We start from the raw sequence: 19,489 nt of genomic DNA on the forward strand, positions 1-19,489 counted from the left end.
CTGCCGGACCGGCGGCGCCACGTCCCGCGGGAGGAGTACACCACGTGGGTCCGCGCCACCTTCGCCGGGACACGAGGGACGATCAGTCGAGGAACAGCCCCAAGTAGCGGACCGTGCACATCTGCAGCGCGAGCCCAGACGGTTGTGATCACCCCGCCGCTCCCCGATCAGCCTCCGGTCCACGTCATCGAGATAGAAGAACCGCTCCATCTCCGGGCGTGTCGGCTCCTCAACGAACCGCCCTTACGCCTCGGCCTGCTCATCAGTCAGAAACTCCACCGGCACCAGGCGGACGCTAGCGGTCAGCCGACCCGCTCATCCGATCTTCCGCTGAAACCCAATCCCGCAGGCGATCACTGTGGTAGACGGCAAGATCATTCCTTAGCGCTAACGGCTGTCCCGTTGATCCAAGCGCCGCCAATTGCATCCGATGCAAGCTCGCGACGGTTCGCGAATCGTCGTGGGCAACGGCGCCAACCAGCACGCTGACCATGGAAGTTAGCTCGGCCTGCTCGTGGCGACGGTAGCGACGGGCGTGACGATGACGCCAGCCGGTGTCACTCGTCCGGCTGACTGACCTGCGGTTTGCCCACCGACTCGCATCAGATGCGGTTTTCTCGCATACGACGCGAGTGACGGAGGGTGGTGGACCGGTGGGGTTCAACGGGTCGATCCCAGGTGCGGCACGGCTACACCTGGCACCGCGATGCTGACCGGGTTCGCCAACCAACAGCTCGCGCGGAATCTGGCCCGGACGACGGTGGAGGGCCGGGAGAACACGGTTAAAGCGTTCGCCGCGTACGTGAACTCCTACCCGTGGCACTGGACGCCGGCGATGTTCGACGAGTGGCTCGGTGACCTGCGCTCGCTGAGGGACCTGCGCCGTTCCACGATCCGGTCCTACTCGGAGGCGGTCCGAGCGTTCTGCCACTTCGTCACCGACCCGCTCTACGACTGGGCAGCCTCCTGTGAGGAGCGGTTCGGCACCCACCCGGTCCAGGTCGTTCATGAATAGAACACCGCGGTGCACGTCCAGGACAACGAGGCCGACGCCAAGAAGCGGGCGTTCACCAAGGCCGAGCTGCACGCGTTCTTCGAGCACTGCGACGACGAGGTCGCCCGGATCAGGGCCTTCGGCCGCAAGGGCTGGCTGCCGGCGTTCCGCGACGCCACCCTGTTCAAGACCGCCTACGCCTACGGGCTGGCGCAACGAGACGCGGATGCTCGACGCCGCCGACTTCGGCCGCAACCCGCACGGCGCCGAGTACGGCGAGTTCGGCCGCTGCCAGGTCCGGTTCGGCAAGGCCAAGAAGGGCTCACCACCCAAGCGTCGCGGGGTGCTGACCGTATTCGGCTGGACCCCCGATGTCCTGGGCGAGTGGTTCACCGAGGTCCGCCCATTGCTGGGCACCGACGGCAACCCGGCGGCTTGGCCCTCCGAACGCGGGCTTCGGATCGGCTGCCAGCGCATCAACTCCCGCTTCATCACCTACCGCAAGGCCCTGGGCCTGGACGACGGGCTGGACTACCACTCCTTCCGAAGGTCCTACGTCACCCATCTCATCGAGGACGGCTGGGACCCCCGCTTCGTCCAGGAACAAGTCGGTCACGAGCACGCCAGCACCACGTCCATCTACACCTGCGTCTCCTCGGACTTCCGCACCCGCACCCTGCGCCGGCACCTGGAAGCCACCGTCGCCGCCGCCCTCCAGGCCCAGAACGGGAAGCAGGCATGAAGCGCAAGGTCGGCTACACCTGGCGGTTGCGTGAGGTGATGGCACAACACCGCATCTTCACCGCGACCGAACTGGTCCCGCTGCTGCGCGAACGCGGCATCGACCTGTCCGCCTCCCAGGTCCACCGCATGGTCTCCGGAACCCCGGAGCGGCTGTCGCTGCAGGTCCTGTCCGCGCTCTGCGACATCCTCTCCTGCACCCCGGCCGACCTGGTGACCACCACCGCCGAGAACGCCGGTGTCCGCAAGACCGCCACCGGCGACCTGCCCACCCCGCCCGCGAACGTCGCGAAGCTCCGGCCCCGCGCGGCCCGCATCCTGCCCGACGCATGAGCCGCCCCTACGCCACCGACGAGCAGTACGAACGCTGGTTCATGGCCGAGTGCTGCCGCTGCGGCCAGCGCAGGCACAAGGCCGGCACCTGGCCGGACGGATACGTCTGCCGCACCTGCTCGGACCGCGCAGTTCGAACCCGAGGCACCTGCCCAGGATGCGTCCAGGACCGCGCCCTCCCCGGACTTCACCCCGTCGACGGCTCGGCGATCTGCACGACCTGCGCCGGCTTCTCCCAGACCTTCGACTGCTCGCGCTGCGGCTTCGCCGCCTCCTCCGAGAGGCCGGCGGAAACTGGAGCCGATACGCCGCCGGCGATCACACCCGGTCACCGGCGGGCTGGGCTCCTCGGGGAAGCTGCGACGGTTGAATACGCGAGCCCACCAGTACCGAGGCCGGAGTCCATGACCCGGGCGAGCGGAAGGTAGCTGAGCCGGTCCAGGACGAGCCGGAGGTTCGCGATCCGGGTGTCCACCATCGTGCGGAAGGTTGCCGGGTCCGGGGGTCCGAACAAGACGGTCGTCCGCAGCCCGTTTATGGTGGGTGGCCGTACGGCGGTGCGGAAGCGGCGGGTGGTGCCTTCGTCGACCCTTGACGGCCTCGGTCTCCTGTCCCAGACCCGGGTGCAAAGCAGGCGTCTCAGCTCTCGGCGGGGGCGGCGGGCTGGTCTGCCTGCCGGGAATCGGATCGCCATCAACGGGGTTGGTGGGGCCATGAGAGCGATTCAGGTGTACGAAGTGGGCGGTCCCGAGGTGCTGCAGGAGGCCAAGGTGGACCAACCGCGGCCGGGTCCGGGCGAGGCGATCGTGGAGGTCGCCGCATCCGGGGTCAACTTCCTCGACGTCTACCACCGCGAAGGCCGGTACAGCCTCCCGCTGCCCTTCACCCCGGGCGCTGAGGGCGCCGGCACGGTCGTCGAAGTTGGACCCGGCGTCGCTGACGTCGCAGTCGGGGACCGGGTCGGTTGGGTGGAGATTCCCGGCACGTATGCCGAGCGGGCTGTCGTGGACTCCTCCCGGCTGGTGCCGCTGCCCGACGATATCGGCTTCGAGACAGCCGCCGCCGTGCTCCTCCAAGGCATGACCGCGCACTATCTCGTCAAGGACGCCTACCCGGTTCAGGGGGGCGACACGGTGCTCGTGCATGCGGCTGCTGGTGGCATGGGGCTGCTTTTGACCCAGCTCATCACCCATCTCGGCGGCAGGGTGATCGGCACGACGTCGACCACGGCGAAGGCCGAGCTGGCGAAGCGTGCCGGGGCCGCTGAGGTGATCCTCTCCTCCGCAGTCGACGATCTCGCAGCCGAGGTGAGGCGGCTCAACGGCGGTCAGGGACTGCCGGTTGTCTTCGACGGCGTCGGCGCGCACACCTTCGATGCGAGCCTCGCCAGCCTGCGAACCCGCGGCCATCTCGTGCTCTTCGGCGCGGCAAGTGGTGCCGTGCCTCCGTTTGATCCGATTCGGCTCGCCCACGGCGGTTCGCTGACCCTGATCCGGCCCAGCCTCGGGGACTTCATCGCCGATCGGTCCGAACTGCTCCGACGGGCCGCCGATGTGTTCGAGTGGGTGCGCTCCAAGGCGCTTGAGGTCACCGTAACGGGCCGCTACGCATTGTCCGAGGCCGCCCAGGCCCACAGCGATCTGGAGGCTCGGCGTACCACCGGCAAGCTGCTCGTCGTACCCGATGCGGCCGCTATTGGACGCCGCGAGGAGACGCAGAGCTGATCGCGGGTGACGAGGTCGGGGATCTTGAAGACTGAGATGTCGAGGGCATGGCCGACCGTCATCGCCAAGATCCCCGACAGCGTCAGGCACTCAGCAGGCCAAGATCAAGTTCTGGCGGGTTTCTGGCGTATCTGGGTCACACCCCTTCAAGATCCCTCAGTCGAGGCCTGGCTCACCCGTCCACAACCTCCCGGGACAGAACACCTAGCCCACCGGGCCTCCGTCCTGACCTGAAAGCCTGTCACACTTTCACGATGCTGAGGCTGGCTGGCGATCTCCTAGCCCACGGTCGAGCAGCGGGGCGCACCCGGGGTCCGGCAGGAACGGACCGAAGAGCCCGGTTTACTGTCAAAACTTTTGACGCCCCGTTCGCCTTGAACCCGCGGCACCCTGGCCCCGACCGCAGTGCGCAACCCCTGCGCACCGGGCACTACCTGGAGCCAGTACGCCGCCGGCGATCACCTACGGTCACCATCGGGCCGGACTCCACGGCGAACTGGCGACAGTTGAATAGGCGAGCTCACCAGTACCGACGCCGGTGAACCAGGCCGGGCGGTAGGGCGAGCCGGGGCGTCGGTATGGTGCTCCGGTGGACAAGGTGCCGTTCATCGATGAAGACAGCGGTTACGGTTCCCGGCCGGCGGCGAGAGTGGCACAGGGTTCGGGAGGTGGGGTGGCTGCCCTCCAAGTGTGCCCGGGTTCCTTTGAGTACGGCTACTCAGGCCGCAGCCTCGTGTGATCCCGAGAATGGATCAGCAAGCACAGCGAGACACGTCTGCGAGGAAGTGAGCGGCATGGCGGAGACCTACGTCAAAGAGCCGTCCCGAGCCCGTCAAGGTGACGAACTGACCTGGCCTTGGGTGCTGTTGGGGATGCTGCAGCTGTTCGCCGCCGCCCCGATGGTCACGATGATCCTGGGCGGCGGCCTGGTGACCGGTGTGATGGGGCTCGCCTCCGGCGGAACCGTGGGTGCGGTGGTCCTGTTGGCACTGCTGCTCGCCTCGGGCCCGGCGCTGGGCCTGGCGGTACCGGCCCTGATGCTGCTGTCGCCGGCGGTGCGCCGGGGGAACCGGGCCGCGCTCTTCGCACTGCACTGCTGCGGTCTGCTGCTCGGCACGGCGATCGAGTACTTCGGCTGGATCGCCCCGGCGATGAGCTGAGCCCACGGCCCTCTCGTGGACCACCGGGCCTCTGGCCGAGAAGCCTTGAGCGTCCGCGTGGCCGATCACTGGTCTTCGAGCCCGCAGTCTACCTGTGCGGGTGAGTCGGATCCGAGGGGCGGGCCAAGATCCTCGCCTCTCCGTCTCGCCCGTGGTCCTGTCCGGTCGGCCGGGACGTGGCATGGGCGGTTTGCTCGGCAGGACCTCGAGGACGTCGATGGGGCGGGGAGGTGACGGGAGCAACTCGGATGGAGGAGGTCCGGCCGAGGTTTCCGCCGGAGCCCCTCGGATCGCTCAGCATCCTCGTATTTCGCCCGAACCCACGGATGCATCGGCCTGACGCTCACCGGCGGTTCCGTGGTCCTCACAGAAGGACCCACGGCTTCCCCGAACCCACGGGAGTCCAGGCGCTGTTCCCGTATGGCCGCCGACACCCGGCGCGCTGCTCAACGGGAGCTGACGGGTGCCCAGAGCCGGTCGGCATCGCCCGCGGCCAGGCTTCCCCGGTAGACCTCGATCTTGCGGTCGATCGTCTTCAGGTTCTCCTGGGTCTCCGCCAGCTTGGCCAGGACATCGGCGCGGTGGGCTTCCATGAGCGCGAGCCGGTCCGCCTCGTTGCCCGGTCCGGCGGCGACCAGTTCGGCGTACCGACGGATGCCCCTGATGGGCATGCCGGTGGCGCGCAGCTTGGTGCAGATGATGATCCACTTGAGGTCGAGTCCCCGGTAACGGCGGCGGCCGCCGCTCGTGCGGTCGACCGGGCTGATGACCAGGCCGGCCCGTTCGTAGTACCGGAGGGTGTGCACGCTCACCCCGGTACGGCGGGCCGCCTCGGCGATGGTCACGCCTTCTTCGGGCACGGCGCCGGGGTGCGCCTTCGACTCGGCGGTGCCGGATGCTGGGTGCGACTTGATTTCGAGCACGCTCTAAATCCTAACGTCGTGGCCATGAGTTCATCAGTGCTCTCTCCCACCGCGGCTGCCGAACTGAGCCCGCGCCACAAGTCCCTGGTGCTCGCGATCTGCTGCGCCAGCATCGTCGTCGTGGTGATGGACATTTCCATCGTCAATGTCGCGCTTCCCTCCATGGGGCGCGACCTGCGCACCTCGGAGTCCGGCCTGCAGTGGACGGTCGACGCCTACACCCTGGTGCTGGCCGGGTTCCTCGTGCTGGCCGGGTCCACCGCCGACCGGGTCGGCCGGCGGCGTGTCTTCCAGGCCGGTCTCGCGGCCTTCGGCCTCGGGTCTCTGCTGTGCGGACTGGCGCCGGGCATCGACTGGCTGATCGCGGCGCGTGTGTTGCAGGCCGTCGGCGGGACCATGCTCAACCCGGTGGCCATGGCGATCGTCGCGAACACGTTCACGGGTGCCGCCGAGCGGGCACGGGCCATCGGGGTCTTCGCCTCGATGTCAGGGCTGGCGCTGGCACTTGGCCCGATCCTCGGCGGCGGGCTGGTCGACGCCCTCGGCTGGCGGTCGGTCTTCTGGATCAACGTCCCGATCGTGGCCGTGGCGATCGTGTGTGCCGCGCTGTTCGTGCCCGAGTCCCGTGCCGCCCGGGCACGCCGGTTCGACCCTGTCGGCCAGGCGCTGATGGTCCTGGTCCTGGGCGGTGTCGTGTACGCGATCATCGAATCCAGGTCGCTCGGTTGGACCTCGCCGGTCATCGTCGGGCTGCTCGCCGTCGCCGCGCTCGGCGTGGCGGGCATCCTCGGCTACGAACCGCGCCGCGCCGACCCGCTCCTTGAACTGCGTCTCTTCCGCAGCGTGCCGTTCAGTTCGGCGATCGTGATGGCACTGTTCGCCTTGTGTGGCTTCGGCGCGTTCTTGTTCGTGACCACCCAGTACCTGCAGGACGTACGCGGCCTGTCGCCGGTGACGGCGGGGCTGTGCCTGCTCCCGGTCGGGCTGCCGGTCCTGGTGGTATCACCGCTCACCGGGCGCCTGGTCGGCGAGCGCGGCCCCCTGCTCCCGTTGGTGGTGGCGGGGACCGCCCTGGCCCTCGGCGGCGGCGTGTCGCTATGGCTCGGGCCGGATACCCCCCTCCCGGCCGTGCTGGCGATCTACCTGCTGTTCGGCGTCTTCCTCGGCGCGGTCAACCCGCCGATCACCAACTCGGCGATCTCCGGGATGCCCCGCTCGATGGCCGGGCTGGCTGGCTCGCTGGCCTCCACCGGCCGCCAGGCCGGCACCACACTGGGCGTCGCGATCTCCGGGACGGTCATCGGGCCGGAGATCGCCCATGGCCGGACGGCGTTCACGGGCGCGGCGCATGGCGTGTGGTGGATGGTCCTCGTGCTCGGCGCGGGCATCCTCGTCCTCGGCGTGGTCAGCTCCAGCCATTGGGCACGCGGCACGGCCGAACGTGCGGGCACGATGGCCGGGTCCCAGTCGTAAGGCAGGGGAGCGTCGGTCAGATCTCCCGGGCCGTCAGGGCTCCACTGGGGTGGGCCACGGGTGCCGAGGGCGTCGCGCAGCGCCGCGACGTCCTCGGCACCGAGATGGACGACGAGTTACGACCGGCGGTGGTGCGGGCCCGCGCCAACTGACGGCACGTCAGCAGGCTTGCTTTGCAGCACTTCCAACTGCCTTGCGCGATGTGCTCCTTGCACCGACGGGGAGGCGAACAGTGAGCGTGTGGGGTGTCCGTGCTCGCCGTGGACGCGATGGCCGGTAACCCCACGACAGCAGCAGGACTTGACTAGGCGCGGGCGGCCCGTGGCGGGAGCGCTGCCGCCGTGCCGGGCGCGTGGCAGCGGTGGCCCCGGTCATCGTCCGGACCGCAGCCGTTCAGGCGATGGCGCAAATCGTGGGATGTCCGTCGTTGACGCCGTCACCGAGGTCCCAGCAGGCTGAGGACGTGCAACAACGCCGAATCGTCTTCGTGGTCTTCGATGGCTTCCAGTCACTGGATCTCGTCGGCCCGCACGACGTGTTCCAGTACGCGGATTCGCTCTCGGGCGGTTACGACTGCCGGATTCTGGCGCCGAGCGCCGGCGCGGTCCGGTCGGCCAGCGGCCTGCCCGTGCACGCCGGGTACGGTGTGGCCGATCTCGACCCGCGCGGAATCGACACCCTGGTGGCGGTGGGCGGCAGCGGGGTCGACCGGGCGGTGCGGGACGGTGCGCTGACCGAGTGGGTCGCCGCGGCCGGGGCGACCGCCCGCCGGGTCACCTCGGTGTGCAGCGGGGTGTTCCTGCTGGCGGCCGCCGGGCTGGTCGAGGGCCGCCGGGTCACCACCCACTGGGCCCGTGCGGAACAGCTCGCCCGGGAGCACCCGGATCTGCGGGTGGACCGCGACCCGATCTTCATCAGGGACGGGCGGGTGTGGACCTCGGCCGGGGTGACCGCCGGCATGGACCTCGCGCTCGCCCTGGTGGAGCACGACCTGGGTCGCGGCATCGCCCACGCCGTCGCCCAGGAGCTGGTGCTCTTCCTCCGCCGGCCGGGCAGCCAGTCGCAGTTCAGCGTGCCGCTGTGGTCGCGCCAGCCGTCCAGCGACCCGATACGGGCCACGGTGGCGGCGATCCACGCGGATCCCGGCGCCCGGCACGGCATCACCGACCTGGCCGTCCAGGCGGGTCTGAGTCCCCGTCACCTCCAGCGCCGGTTCACCGCCGAACTCGGCACGCCTCCGGCGAGCTATGTGGAGCGGGTACGCGTGGAGGCGGCCCGCCGGGCCCTGGTCGAGGGTGACGACCCCATCGAGGCCGTCGCCCACCGGTACGGCTTCGGTACCGCGGAGACGCTGCGGCGCGCCTTCCACCGGCAGGTCGGCGTCGCGCCGTCCGAGTACCGGGACAGATTCCGATCCATCAGGGAGTACGCATGACGACCTACGGACTGCTGTTGTTCGACGGAGCCGAGGAGCTGGACCTCGTCGGTCCCTGGGAGGTGTTCACCTCCTCCGCGATGATCCGGGACCAGGGCGACACCGCCGTACTGATCGCCGAACGGCCGGACGCCGTCCGCTGCAACAAGGGCATGCGGGTGCTGCCCGACCACACCTTCCACGACCACCCGCCGCTCGACGTGCTGCTGGTGCCCGGTGGGAACGGCACCCGCACCGAGGTGTCCAACCCGGTACTCGTCGAGTGGATCCGCAAGACCTCCGCCCAGGCCGCCTGGACCACCAGCGTCTGCACCGGAGCCCTGCTGCTGCACCAGGCCGGACCGGCCCGTGGCCGTCGGGTGGCCACCCACCACGCCTTCGAGGACGCCCTGGAGGCGCGCGGGGACATCACGGTGGTCCGCGACGCACGCTACGTGGTCGACGGTGAACTGGCCACCAGCCAGGGGGTGTCCGCGGGTATCGACATGGCGCTCTGGTTGGTCGGCCGGCTGCACGGCCGCGACCACGCCCGCGCCGTACGCCGCTACATCCAGTACGAGCCCGCCCCGCCGTACCTCGCCGACGAGCCGATGGCCGTCTGAGGAGCCGGTGGCCGTCTGAGGAGCGGGACGCGGCAACACGGCCCGGGGCCGACCTGATCGGGGGACGGGTCGGCCCCTCGCCGCGCTGCGCAACGGGGCAGCGTCGCGACCTCGGGTTCACGTCGGCGGGGACCCGCTCACGCCCAGGGCAGCGCGGCGCGGGTCCGCCAGTACTCCTCGGCGGGTTCGGCGAGCTCAGCGAGCCCGGCCAGGTCACCGGGGGCGAGGCCGAGTCCGGCGGCGGTGAGGTTGGAGGCCAGCTGCTCCGGGGTCGCGGCGCCGGAGAGCACGATGTCCGCCCACGGCTGGGCAGCGGCGGCGGCCAGCGCGAGGGCGTCGCAGGACGCGCCGGTGCGGGCGGCGAGGGAGCGCAGCGCGGCGGTGTCGGGACCGGTGGCGTTGCGGTCGGCGAGGCGGCCGTTGGCCATCCCCTCCTTCACCACCACCAGCCATCCCGCGGCGTGCGCCTGGGCCAGTGCCGGCCCGGCGGACGGCTCGAGCAGGTTCCAGGTGGCCTGGACTGCGGCGAACAGCGGCCGGCCGTCCACCGTCACCTCCAGCGCCGCCCGTACTGCCTCGCCCTGTGCCGGGCCACTGGTCGACAGGCCGATCCGGAGGCCCTCCGCCGCCAGCTCTGCCAGCCGTGCCTGCAGCGCCTGATCGGTCAGCGCCGGGCTGTCCGGGGTGACCGAGTGCACCAGGTACACGTCCAAGTGCCGGCCCAGCAACGCCCGGCTCTCATTGACCTGACGGTCGAACACCGCCACCGAGTGCTCCTTGACCTCGTGCGCGGACACGCCGGAGGTCCGCCAGTCGGCGGTGTAGGTGTAGCCCCACTTGCTGCCCACCACCACCTCGGCCGCTGCCTCGGGCCGGGCCGCCAGCCACTCGGCGACGTACTCCTCGGCGCGGCCGTAGGACCGGGCCGTGTCGAAGTACCGCACCCCTGCCGCGTAGGCGGCGTCGAGCAGTTCGTGCGTCCGCTCGCGCATCGCCTCGACGGTACGCTCGGCCGGCAGGTCGAGGTCGCGCCCGAGCGTGATGTACCCGGGCCGTCCGACGGCGGCCGTGCCGAGGCCGAACCGCGCGAGGGGCGAGCTGACGGAGGGTCCGGTGACGGGTACGGCCGGCATGCTGAGGGTCCCTTCGGTCGTTCCAACGGGCGAGGTCCGCCCGCCCGCACCGGAACCCTATCCGCCGCCCCGCCTCCGGCCCGGGCCGGCCTGCTGCCTTCCGGAAGCCCGGGTGACCGCCGTACTGCCGCTCGGGCGCAACAGATCTCGCCCGCTTCTGCGGCATCCTCACCTGACGCCCCGGGCCTTCGCCGGTCCGGGTCCGCCGGGCGGGGCCGAACCGCTGGCCCTGCCCCCGCACCGCCCGCTCCTCGGCATCCGCCAGCCAGAAGTAGACCGGCGGCAGGCCGAGTTCGGTCACCATCAGGACCACCTGGAACCAGTGCGGCCAGCCGAGTATTACTGGGCGCCATCCGACCGCTCCTCGCCACCGACCCCGCGCCGGACTGGTCACGGTAGCCATTGTCAGGTGTTCGTGCCGACGCCGTCCGGTGACTGGCTCGAGCCACCGGATTCCTGACCGGATCCCGCTGAACTCGCGTTGTCTGCCGGGCGATTGACCGCAAGGGTGGCTTGCCCCGACTTCGACCGCCGGTCTCGGCAGGCACCAACTCCGCCGCAGTCACAGCTTGATAACGTCCAGTCAGCTCTCTGGATGTAACATTGCACATATCACATCATGCTCCCCATGAGAAAAGTCATCGCCCTGCTCTCGGCAGCCGCGGCCGTCGCCGCCCTCAGTGGAGCGTCCGCCGCCGCGTCCGACGATGCCGCGCCCGAGGACACCGGGCAGGGGAAGCTCATCTGGAGCTCCTGCAACGACAACACCACGCCCGCGCTGCAGTGCGCGATGCTCGACGTTCCGGTGGACTACGCCCACCCGCACGGCCCGAAGATCACGATCAAGGTGAACCGGCTCCCCGCCACCGCGCCCAAGGCCAAGCAGCAGGGCCCGATCCTGCTCAACCCCGGCGGCCCCGGGGACTCCGGCCTCTGGATGCCCGCCTACATCTCCGGGCAGATTCCGAAGGACGTCGCCTCGACCTACGACTGGATCGGCTTCGACCCGCGCGGCACCAACGGCAGCGATCCCCATGTCGTCTGCGACGCCCACTACTTCGACGCCGAGCGGCCCGACTACCAGGTGAGCCAGGGCACTTCGAAGGCCTGGCTGGCGAAGGCGGCCGGGTACGCCGCCGACTGCGCGGCCGACTGGTCCTGGCTTCTGCCGCACATGACGACCGTCGACAACGCGCGCGACATGGACAGCATCCGGCGGGCACTCGGCGTGCCGAAGATCAACTTCTACGGCGGCTCCTGGGGCACCTCGCTGGGCTCCACGTACGGCCAGCTCTTCCCCTCACACGTCCGGCGGATGGTGCTGGACAGCATCGTCGGCCCGACCATCAGCTGGTACGACCACAACGTCCTGCAGGACAAGGAGCACCAGCGCCGCTTCGACGCCTTCGCGGCCTGGACGGCCAAGGCCGACTCGGTCTACCACCTGGGCACGGACGCCGCCGCGGTCGAGAAGGCTTACCACCAGGTCGAGGCCGCCCTGCGGACCAGCCCGGTGGACGCCACCCCGGCCCCGGGCAGGATCGGCCCGGCCGAGTTCGAGGACACCTTCTACGGCGGCGGCTACAACTTCCTACGCTGGCCCCGGATGGCCACCGTGCTCTCGGCCTACCTCACCCAGCACGACACCCGGCCGCTCAACATCGCCTACAACCGCTACGCGGCGCCCGGCGCCGACGACGGCACCTTCCCGGCGTACAACGCCGCGCAGTGCACCGAGAACGCCTGGCCGCGTGACTGGGAGTTCTGGAAGAAGGACCAGGCCAAGGTCAACGCCACCGCACCCTTCTACGCCTACAACAACATGTGGTACAACGCAGCCTGCATGTTCTGGCCGTACCAGGGCAACCCGGCCGGTCGGACGAAGATCACCGGCAAGGGCCTGCCGCCCGTCCTGCTCTTCCAGGCCACCGAGGACGCCGCCACCCCGTACCAGGGCGGGCTCGCCATGCACGACGCACTGCCCGGCTCCAAGCTGGTGGTCCAGACAGGCGGCAGCTTCCACGAGATCCTCTTCCACGGCAACGCCTGCCTGGACGACACCTTCACCGCCTACCTCCGCGACGGCAGCCTGCCCCAGGGCAACGGCCGCATCGCCAAGAACTGCGCCCCCGAACCCGAGCCCACCCCCGTCTACGTGACCCCGACCCTCACCGCCAAATCCGCCACCACCACCGGCCCCCTGCCGCCCACCGACCCCGAGGCCGTCCACGGCGTCCTCCGGTAACCAACCAGCCACAGCCCGGCGGCCGTTGGCACCCAGCCGACGGCCGCCGACCATCTCGAGCGGCTTGGACACCCTGCTCTTCGAGTTCGGTACTGACAGTAGGTGGGGCAGACAGCGCAGCTTGACATGTCTTCGGCCCGAGCGTAGCCCGGAAACAGAGCACCGAGGCGCGTCACGCAACACGATCGAAAGGTGACGCGCATGAGTGTTAGGAAATTCGGTGCCGAAACAGCGGGCCCGTGGTGGCCCGGTGGGGCACCGGATGCTCCGTCAGGCACCGACGTAGGCCGCGAGGTGCTCGCCGGTGAGGGTGGAGCGGGCGGCGACGAGGTCCGCGGGTGTGCCCTCGAAGACGACCCGGCCGCCGTCGTGGCCGGCACCGGGGCCGAGGTCGATGATCCAGTCGGCGTGCGCCATCACGGCCTGGTGGTGCTCGACGACGATGACCGACTTGCCGGAGTCGACCAGCCGGTCGAGCAGGCCGAGCAGTTGCTCGACGTCGGCGAGGTGCAGGCCGGCGGTCGGCTCGTCAAGGATGTAGACGCCGCCCTTCTCGGCCATCCGGGTGGCCAGCTTGAGCCGCTGCCGCTCACCGCCGGAGAGCGTGGTGAGCGGCTGGCCGAGCGTGAGGTAGCCGAGCCCGACGTCGCCCAGCCGGCCGAGGATGCGGTGTGCGGCCGGCGTGCGCGCCTCGCCGGCGCCGAAGAACTCCTCGGCCTCGGTCACCGGCATCGCGAGCACCTCGCTGATGTCGCGGCCGCCGAGGTGGTACTCCAGCACCGATGCGTCGAAGCCCTTCCCCTCGCACTCCTCGCAGGTGCTGGCGACGCCGGCCATCATCGCCAGGTCGGTGTAGACGACACCGATGCCGTTGCAGTTGGAGCAGGCGCCCTCGGAGTTGGCGCTGAACAGCGCCGGCTTCACGCCGTTGGCCTTCGCGAACGCCTTGCGGATCGGGTCGAGCAGCCCGGTGTACGTCGCCGGGTTGCTCCGTCGGGAGCCGCGGATCGCGCTCTGGTCGATCGACACCACCTCCGCGCCTACGGGGATCGAGCCGTGGACCAGCGAGCTCTTGCCGGAGCCGGCGACACCGGTGACGACGGCAAGCACCCCGAGTGGGATGTCGACGTCGACGTCGCGCAGGTTGTGCGTCGTCGCACCGCGGATCGCAAATGTGCCGGTGGGCTTGCGCACCGTCTTCTTGAGGGCGGCCCGGTCGTCGAGGTGGCGGCCGGTGATGGTGCCGGCGGCCCGCAGCCCCTCGACGGTGCCCTCGAAGCAGACGGTGCCGCCCGCGCTGCCGGCACCCGGGCCGAGGTCCACGACATGGTCGGCGATCGCGATCACCTCCGGCTTGTGCTCCACGACGAGCACGGTGTTGCCCTTGTCCCGCAGTCGCAGCAGCAGGTCGTTCATCCGCTGGATGTCGTGGGGGTGCAGGCCCGTGGTGGGCTCGTCGAAGACGTAGGTGACGTCGGTGAGCGAGGAGCCGAGGTGGCGCACCATCTTGACGCGCTGTGCCTCACCGCCCGAGAGCGTGCCCGACGGCCGGTCGAGCGAGAGGTAGCCGAGCCCGATCTCCACGAACGAGTCGAGGCTGTGCCGCAGCTTCGCGAGCAGCGGCGCCACCATGGGGTATCCCCTGCTCGAAGAGCTCGGGGAGGGCTCGTCCAGGCCGCGGATCCATTCGGCCAGGTCGCTGATCTGCATCGCGCACGCGTCGGCGATGCTGATCCCGTCGATCTTCGACGACCGGGCGCCCTCGCTGAGCCGGGTGCCGTCGCAGTCGGGGCAGGTGGCGAAGGTGACCGCCCGGTCCACGAACTCCCGGATGTGCGGCTGCATCCCCTCCCGGTCCTTGGCGAGCATCGACTTCTGGATCCGCGGGACCAGCCCCTCGTACGTCATGTTGATGCCCGCGATCTTCATCCTGGTCGGCTCGCGGTGGAGGAAGTCGTGCAGCTCCCTCTTGGTGTACTCGCGGATCGGCTTGTCCGGGTCGTAGAAGCCCGACTCGCTGTAGAGCCGGTAGTTCCAGCCGCCCGCCTTGTAACCGGGAACGGTGAGCGCGCCCTCGGTGAGCGACTTGGAGTCGTCGTAGAGCTGGGCGAGATCGAGGTCGGAGACCGCGCCCCGGCCTTCGCAGCGCGGACACATGCCGCCGGTGCGGGAGAAGGTCGCCTTCACGGCCTTGCGGGCACCGCGCTCGACGGTGATCGCACCGCTCGCCCGGACCGAGGGGACGTTGAAGGCGTACGCGCTGGGCGAGCCGATGTGCGGCTGCCCGAGCCGGCTGAAGAGGATGCGCAGCATCGCGTTGGCGTCGGTGACGGTGCCGACCGTGGAGCGGGGGTCGGCGCCCATCCGCTGCTGGTCGACGATGATCGCGGTCGTCAGCCCTTCGAGTACGTCGACCTCGGGCCGCGCCAGCGTCGGCATGAAGCCCTGTACGAAGGCGCTGTAGGTCTCGTTGATCAGCCGCTGCGACTCCGCGGCGATCGTGTCGAACACCAGGGAGCTCTTGCCCGAGCCGGAGACGCCGGTGAACACCGTCAGCCGGCGCTTCGGGATCTCGACGCTGACGTCCTTGAGGTTGTTCTCACGCGCGCCGTGCACGCGGATCACCTCATGGCTGTCGGCGGCGTGCGGCGCGGGCGTGTCCGTCCTCGTGGGCATGCTCATCGTCTCTCCGTCTGTGAGGCGGGCCGCCTGCGCGGTCTCCGTCGGCGTCACCTGGCTCGACCCGACCGGCGTCGAGCAGCACGGCCGGTTCTCCTCCGTCGGCGCGGTCGCGGCCACGGTAGCTGTCCACCCGATCGGCGATGCCGACCGGGGTCACGCTCGGCGCGGGGGACCACGGGAATCGGCGCGTGCCGTCCTTGGCCATGGCGCGACCCGCGCCCGGGCCGGGGCGCCGGACCGACCAGCGGAGGCCGCGACTCGGCTCGCCGCCGGGCGTCTCGTTCACCTCGTGCCAAGCGCGGTTGCGGCGCGGGAGGATTCGGAACCAGCGGTACGGCGTGACCGACGCATGCGGGTCGAAGCAGTCTACGCGACGGACCGGTCACCTTGCTCCCACTGCAGCGCATGGTTCTCCGGGACGTTCCGCACCCAGCTCGCCCAACTCGCCCAGCTCACCCAACTCACCGGCGCGCCGGTGAGTTGGCCCAGGCCCGGCAGACCCTGCGAAGAGCGATCGCGACAACCGAACAGCGATGAGCTTCCATCGGACCGCTCGCCCGCTCCTGGGCCCTGGGCCCAGGCGACGGGACCGAGCCGCGCGGAAGCCCACCGCCTCGGCCGGGTGCCCCGCACCGCAGCCTGGCGGCGGGCCGTCCCGCGCACGGCCCCGGTCAGGCCGGATTGTCCTTCAGCCAGCGCAGCACCTGTCCGGCGTGCTCGTTCGGCGGGAAGATCGGATAGAAGACGTGCTCGATCACGCCGTCACGGATGATCAGCGTGGTGCGCCTGTAGAGCGTCTCTCCTCCGGCTTCGAAGGTGGGCAGCCCGATCGTCGCAGCGAGACGGAGACCGGTGTCCGAGAGCATCGCGAAGGGCAGCCGGAGACGGCCGACCACCTCCTGCTGGTATCCGGTCTCCTGGCTGGACAGGCCGAACACGCGGGCTGCTCCGACGGCGATCAGGTCGTCATGGTGGTCGCGGAAGTCGCATGCCTCCGCAGTGCATCCGCGCGCCCCGGGGATGTTGTCCCAGCCGTCCGGCATGTCCCGGTCGGGCCGGCCCGTGAGCGGATAGCAGTAGACGACGGAACGGCCCTCGCCCAGCGCATGCAGCGCGACGGTGCCACCGGCGGTACTCGGGAGGTCGAGATCGGGCACCGTCGAGCCCGCGAGATGGTCGGCGGCGCCGTCGTCGTCGGGGACTGGCAGGCCTGCGGGAAGCCGGCTCGGGTCACTCACGGTGTCCTCCTTCTCGCCGGGGCGACCGGCGCTGCTGTTGCGGTAGGCGGCGTCCCGCAGATGCCGGACCAGCACCGCCCGACGGGCGGTCAGTGCCTCGATCCGCAGGGTCAGGTCTTCGATGGCATCCCGGTAGCCGGCCAACGAGGACGGGCAGTCGTCCGCGTGGTCCCGGCCCGCGGCCAGGCATTCGAGAAACGGGCGTGTCCGCTCGACCGGGATCCCCAGTCGGTTCAGCGCTCGGGCTTCGGCCACCATCCGGGCGTCATGCTCGGAGTAGTCCCGGTAGCCGTTGACGAGCCGGGCAGGCCTTATCAACCCCACAGCCTCGTAGTAGCGAACCGTCTTCGCCGTCACACCTGCGCGTCGCGCGACTTCACTGATCTTCACGTCATCACCCGCGAAGGAACCTAAACCTTGCCCTCGGGGGCAAGGTCAAGCGCCCCGCTTCCTGGGCTACGCGTGCTGGAACTACTTCAGGACAACGGGCTCAGGCCGGGGTGGGCGATGAGCGCGGCGGCGTCCTCGGCGTAGCCTTCCCTGGAGCAGTCCGGCCCCGATCGGAATCCGGTCAGCGGCGGCCGCGCAGAGCCGGGCCCGCCGGGACTGATGTCCTACGGGGTGAAGGGGAGTTGGCAGCAACCGCAACGGGCATGGCCTCTCCCTCTCCGTGAACCGTCGACGCCGCTCCCGGCACATCTGCCCGCTCGGGTGAAATGCTGGACCACTCCTGATCTTGCACACGGACCGCTACTGTCAGTGCAGGAGGTATCGCGATGTCAGAACCACGGCCCTGCCCGGCCTGCGCGGGCCAGAGAGGCACTGAGAAGGTGCAGCACACCTACGAACGCGACGAGCAGGGGAACACGGTGGCCCGGGAGAACCGCTACTGGTCGCCGTGCACCACATGTGGAGGAGCCGGGGTGGTGACGGGATGAGGCTCGTCTTCGTCTGCCAGGAGTGCGCGATCGCCTACCTGCCACCCGACGGCCTGCGGTACGGGGACGGCACGGCCGCGAGCAGCGTCTGGTGCTCCGTCTGCCGGGCCGTGATGGCCGAGCAGGGCATTGAGGAGCCTGCTGAACTCGCCGCCGTCGCCGTGATCATGGCGGTACGGGCGATGCGGGCCGCGGTTGCAAGCCGTACGGAGAGCACCGGGAGCCGCCCCGACCGGCGCCCGTCCCGCCCCGCACGCACCAGCCGGGGCCGCGTCAGACCTGCCGGCGCCCGCACCAAGCTCGGGTAGCGCGACGCGGCCAGGCAGATGCCGGTGTTGCCCGATGCCTGCACGGTGCCGCCTTCCCCGATCACGCTCGACGTGTGCGAGATCGTCCGCGTCGGTCGGGAGTGCGGGCTTCTCCGTCAATTCCCGCACGTTGCAAGGACTTGCCGGCGACAGGCGGACCGCCGGCCGCCGCCGTCGACTGCCGGTGTCACGGTGTCACGGTGTCACCACGGGGATGCCGTCAGGGCGGCCCGCGAGCAGCGAGGCCAGGTGGTCGGCGCAGCGGAGGGCGGCTTCGGCCATGGCGCTTCTGGTCATGCCGGCGATGTGCGGGGTGAGCAGGGCGTTGGGGAGACCGAAGAGTGGTGAGGCGAAGGCGGCGTGCTCGTGGGCGAAGGTGTCGACGGCGGCGGCTGCCAGCGGATGTGCTGGGGCGCGCAGTGCGTCGGCGAGTGCCTGCTCGTCGACGATCCCGCCCCGGGAAGTGTTCAGCAGGACCGATCCCGGCTTCATCAGCGCCAGTTCCTTCCGGCCGATCAGCCCACGGGTCTGCGGGGTGAGCGGCAGGTGCAGCGACACCACGTCGCTGGTGCCCAGGAGGGTGCCGAGGGACTCGGCCCGGCGCACCGGCGCACCGCTCGGATGCCGTGAGAAGCCCTGGACGGTCATGCCCAGGGCCGCTGCCCGGTCTGCCAGGGCCAGGCCGATCCGCCCCAACCCCACGATTCCCAGGGTCAGTTCCGAAAGCTCGACCGCGGGAGTGGACGGTGTGCTCCAGCGGCCGCGTTGTGCGGCCTCGTTGTGCGCCGGCAGGTTCCGGGTCAGGGCGAGCAGCTGGGCCAGGGCGAACTCCGCGACCGCGTTCGCGTTGGAGCCCGGGGTGTGGGTGACGGTGACACCATGGCGGGCTGCGGCGGCCAGGTCGACGTGGTCGGTGCCCGCACCGGCCCGGCCGATCACCCGGAGCCGGTTGGCCAGTGCGGGATCGGTCGCCGCCGCGAGGAGGCCCGCCCGCAACGGGATGCCCGCACGCGACTTGACCGCGTGGTAGCCGCGTCCGTCCCGGACGATCCCGGCGATCAGGGCCGGCTCGTCGAAGGCGTCGAGATCGGTGAAGTCCACCCGGCCCGTCCATGCCGCCCGCGCGCTCGCCTGGTCGGCCACCCGCCGCAGGTTGAGCGTGACGGCCAACCCGTGCGCCAACAGGCGCTCCAGCTCACGATCGAGCAGCTGCCCGGGAGCCGCGTCGAGCAGCAGTACCCGCGTCTCCATGAGTCCCCCCTGTCCCTGCCTGCGGACCTTACGGGATCCGGGGCCGGCGGCAAATGGACGCCAAGCCGTTGCACCGCCGCCCTCCGGAGAGCAGGAGACAGTGCGGGTTCACCCTCACCGGCCGGGGCCCGCCATCAACACGCCACACGACCTGGACGACATCGAACGCGAACTCGTCGACCACAACTGACGCTCGGAAGAGGATCGCCAGGGTGGCCGCCAGCTTGAGTCCTCCGCCCCGCCCCAGGGGCCGTTCCTCGACCACCACATCCGTACGCAGCGGCAGCCGGTCAGTTCGGCGGTGCCCTC

The 19,489-nt window shown here is 70.3% G+C and carries 16 protein-coding genes and 1 pseudogene; 10 read left to right on the forward strand and 7 right to left on the reverse strand.

What is annotated here, in order from left to right; all coding sequences use genetic code 11:
- Nucleotides 1-88: 88 nt before the first annotated feature.
- Nucleotides 89-285: pseudogene (locus ACZ5ON_RS08275) on the reverse strand (DUF4158 domain-containing protein); the annotation flags it as partial.
- A 421-nt stretch (nt 286-706) separates the two neighbouring features.
- Here ACZ5ON_RS08275 and ACZ5ON_RS08280 point away from each other — a divergent pair.
- The 3 genes from ACZ5ON_RS08280 to ACZ5ON_RS08290 all read left to right on the forward strand — a co-directional run bounded on the left by ACZ5ON_RS08280 (nt 707) and on the right by ACZ5ON_RS08290 (nt 2,068).
- On the forward strand, nt 707-1,015 hold the full coding sequence (locus ACZ5ON_RS08280) for a hypothetical protein (RefSeq protein WP_465587315.1): 309 nt from the start codon (nt 707-709) through the stop codon (nt 1,013-1,015).
- 205 nt (nt 1,016-1,220) lie between these two features.
- Nucleotides 1,221-1,736: a tyrosine-type recombinase/integrase gene (locus ACZ5ON_RS08285; protein WP_465587318.1), complete on the forward strand. Its 516-nt coding sequence runs from the start codon at nt 1,221-1,223 to the stop codon at nt 1,734-1,736.
- Complete coding sequence (locus ACZ5ON_RS08290; protein WP_465587321.1) at nt 1,733-2,068, forward strand: helix-turn-helix domain-containing protein; 336 nt, start codon at nt 1,733-1,735, stop codon at nt 2,066-2,068. The genes ACZ5ON_RS08285 and ACZ5ON_RS08290 overlap by 4 nt, the downstream gene beginning before the upstream one ends.
- A 187-nt stretch (nt 2,069-2,255) precedes the next feature.
- Here the strand turns inward: ACZ5ON_RS08290 and ACZ5ON_RS08295 are convergent, their stop codons facing one another.
- The gene (locus ACZ5ON_RS08295) at nt 2,256-2,390 is read right to left on the reverse strand and encodes a hypothetical protein (RefSeq protein ID WP_465587324.1); all 135 of its coding nucleotides are present in this window, start codon (nt 2,388-2,390) and stop codon (nt 2,256-2,258) included.
- 391 nt (nt 2,391-2,781) lie between these two features.
- On the opposite strand from ACZ5ON_RS08295, the gene ACZ5ON_RS08300 reads away from it, so the two are divergent.
- Nucleotides 2,782-3,792 (forward strand): quinone oxidoreductase family protein, encoded by a 1,011-nt coding sequence (locus ACZ5ON_RS08300; RefSeq protein ID WP_198504319.1) that lies wholly within the window; start codon nt 2,782-2,784, stop codon nt 3,790-3,792.
- Between the two features lie 794 nt (nt 3,793-4,586).
- Nucleotides 4,587-4,952, forward strand: coding sequence for a hypothetical protein (locus ACZ5ON_RS08305; RefSeq protein WP_465587327.1), 366 nt, complete (start codon nt 4,587-4,589; stop codon nt 4,950-4,952).
- A gap of 446 nt (nt 4,953-5,398) precedes the next feature.
- Here the strand turns inward: ACZ5ON_RS08305 and ACZ5ON_RS08310 are convergent, their stop codons facing one another.
- Entirely contained in the window at nt 5,399-5,875 is a 477-nt protein-coding gene (locus ACZ5ON_RS08310) for a MerR family transcriptional regulator (RefSeq protein WP_465587330.1), read from the reverse strand.
- Here ACZ5ON_RS08310 and ACZ5ON_RS08315 point away from each other — a divergent pair.
- The 3 genes from ACZ5ON_RS08315 to ACZ5ON_RS08325 all read left to right on the forward strand — a co-directional run bounded on the left by ACZ5ON_RS08315 (nt 5,855) and on the right by ACZ5ON_RS08325 (nt 9,385).
- Nucleotides 5,855-7,348 (forward strand): DHA2 family efflux MFS transporter permease subunit, encoded by a 1,494-nt coding sequence (locus ACZ5ON_RS08315; RefSeq protein ID WP_465587333.1) that lies wholly within the window; start codon nt 5,855-5,857, stop codon nt 7,346-7,348. The genes ACZ5ON_RS08310 and ACZ5ON_RS08315 overlap by 21 nt on opposite strands.
- Nucleotides 7,349-7,811: 463 nt before the next feature.
- Nucleotides 7,812-8,783: a GlxA family transcriptional regulator gene (locus ACZ5ON_RS08320; protein WP_465587338.1), complete on the forward strand. Its 972-nt coding sequence runs from the start codon at nt 7,812-7,814 to the stop codon at nt 8,781-8,783.
- A complete protein-coding gene (locus ACZ5ON_RS08325) occupies nt 8,780-9,385 on the forward strand; it encodes a DJ-1/PfpI family protein (RefSeq protein WP_465587341.1) in 606 nt (201 codons plus the stop codon). The genes ACZ5ON_RS08320 and ACZ5ON_RS08325 overlap by 4 nt, the downstream gene beginning before the upstream one ends.
- Nucleotides 9,386-9,522: 137 nt before the next feature.
- Here the strand turns inward: ACZ5ON_RS08325 and ACZ5ON_RS08330 are convergent, their stop codons facing one another.
- Entirely contained in the window at nt 9,523-10,518 is a 996-nt protein-coding gene (locus ACZ5ON_RS08330) for an aldo/keto reductase (protein ID WP_465587344.1), read from the reverse strand.
- Nucleotides 10,519-11,146: 628 nt separating this feature from the next.
- Between ACZ5ON_RS08330 and ACZ5ON_RS08335 the strand changes: the two genes are divergently transcribed.
- Nucleotides 11,147-12,763 (forward strand): alpha/beta hydrolase, encoded by a 1,617-nt coding sequence (locus tag ACZ5ON_RS08335; protein ID WP_465587346.1) that lies wholly within the window; start codon nt 11,147-11,149, stop codon nt 12,761-12,763.
- A 270-nt stretch (nt 12,764-13,033) separates the two neighbouring features.
- Here ACZ5ON_RS08335 and ACZ5ON_RS08340 read toward each other — a convergent pair whose 3' ends face one another.
- Both ACZ5ON_RS08340 and ACZ5ON_RS08345 read right to left on the reverse strand, forming a co-directional pair.
- Complete coding sequence (locus tag ACZ5ON_RS08340; RefSeq protein ID WP_465587350.1) at nt 13,034-15,445, reverse strand: ATP-binding cassette domain-containing protein; 2,412 nt, start codon at nt 15,443-15,445, stop codon at nt 13,034-13,036.
- 671 nt (nt 15,446-16,116) lie between these two features.
- Entirely contained in the window at nt 16,117-17,073 is a 957-nt protein-coding gene (locus ACZ5ON_RS08345) for a MerR family transcriptional regulator (protein ID WP_465587353.1), read from the reverse strand.
- 544 nt (nt 17,074-17,617) lie between these two features.
- Here ACZ5ON_RS08345 and ACZ5ON_RS08350 point away from each other — a divergent pair.
- On the forward strand, nt 17,618-17,929 hold the full coding sequence (locus ACZ5ON_RS08350) for a hypothetical protein (protein WP_465587356.1): 312 nt from the start codon (nt 17,618-17,620) through the stop codon (nt 17,927-17,929).
- A gap of 195 nt (nt 17,930-18,124) precedes the next feature.
- Here the strand turns inward: ACZ5ON_RS08350 and ACZ5ON_RS08355 are convergent, their stop codons facing one another.
- A complete protein-coding gene (locus ACZ5ON_RS08355; protein WP_465587359.1) occupies nt 18,125-19,180 on the reverse strand; it encodes an NAD(P)-dependent oxidoreductase in 1,056 nt (351 codons plus the stop codon).
- Between the last annotated feature and the right edge of the window lie 309 nt (nt 19,181-19,489).

This window comes from Kitasatospora sp. NPDC032150 (assembly GCF_055579945.1).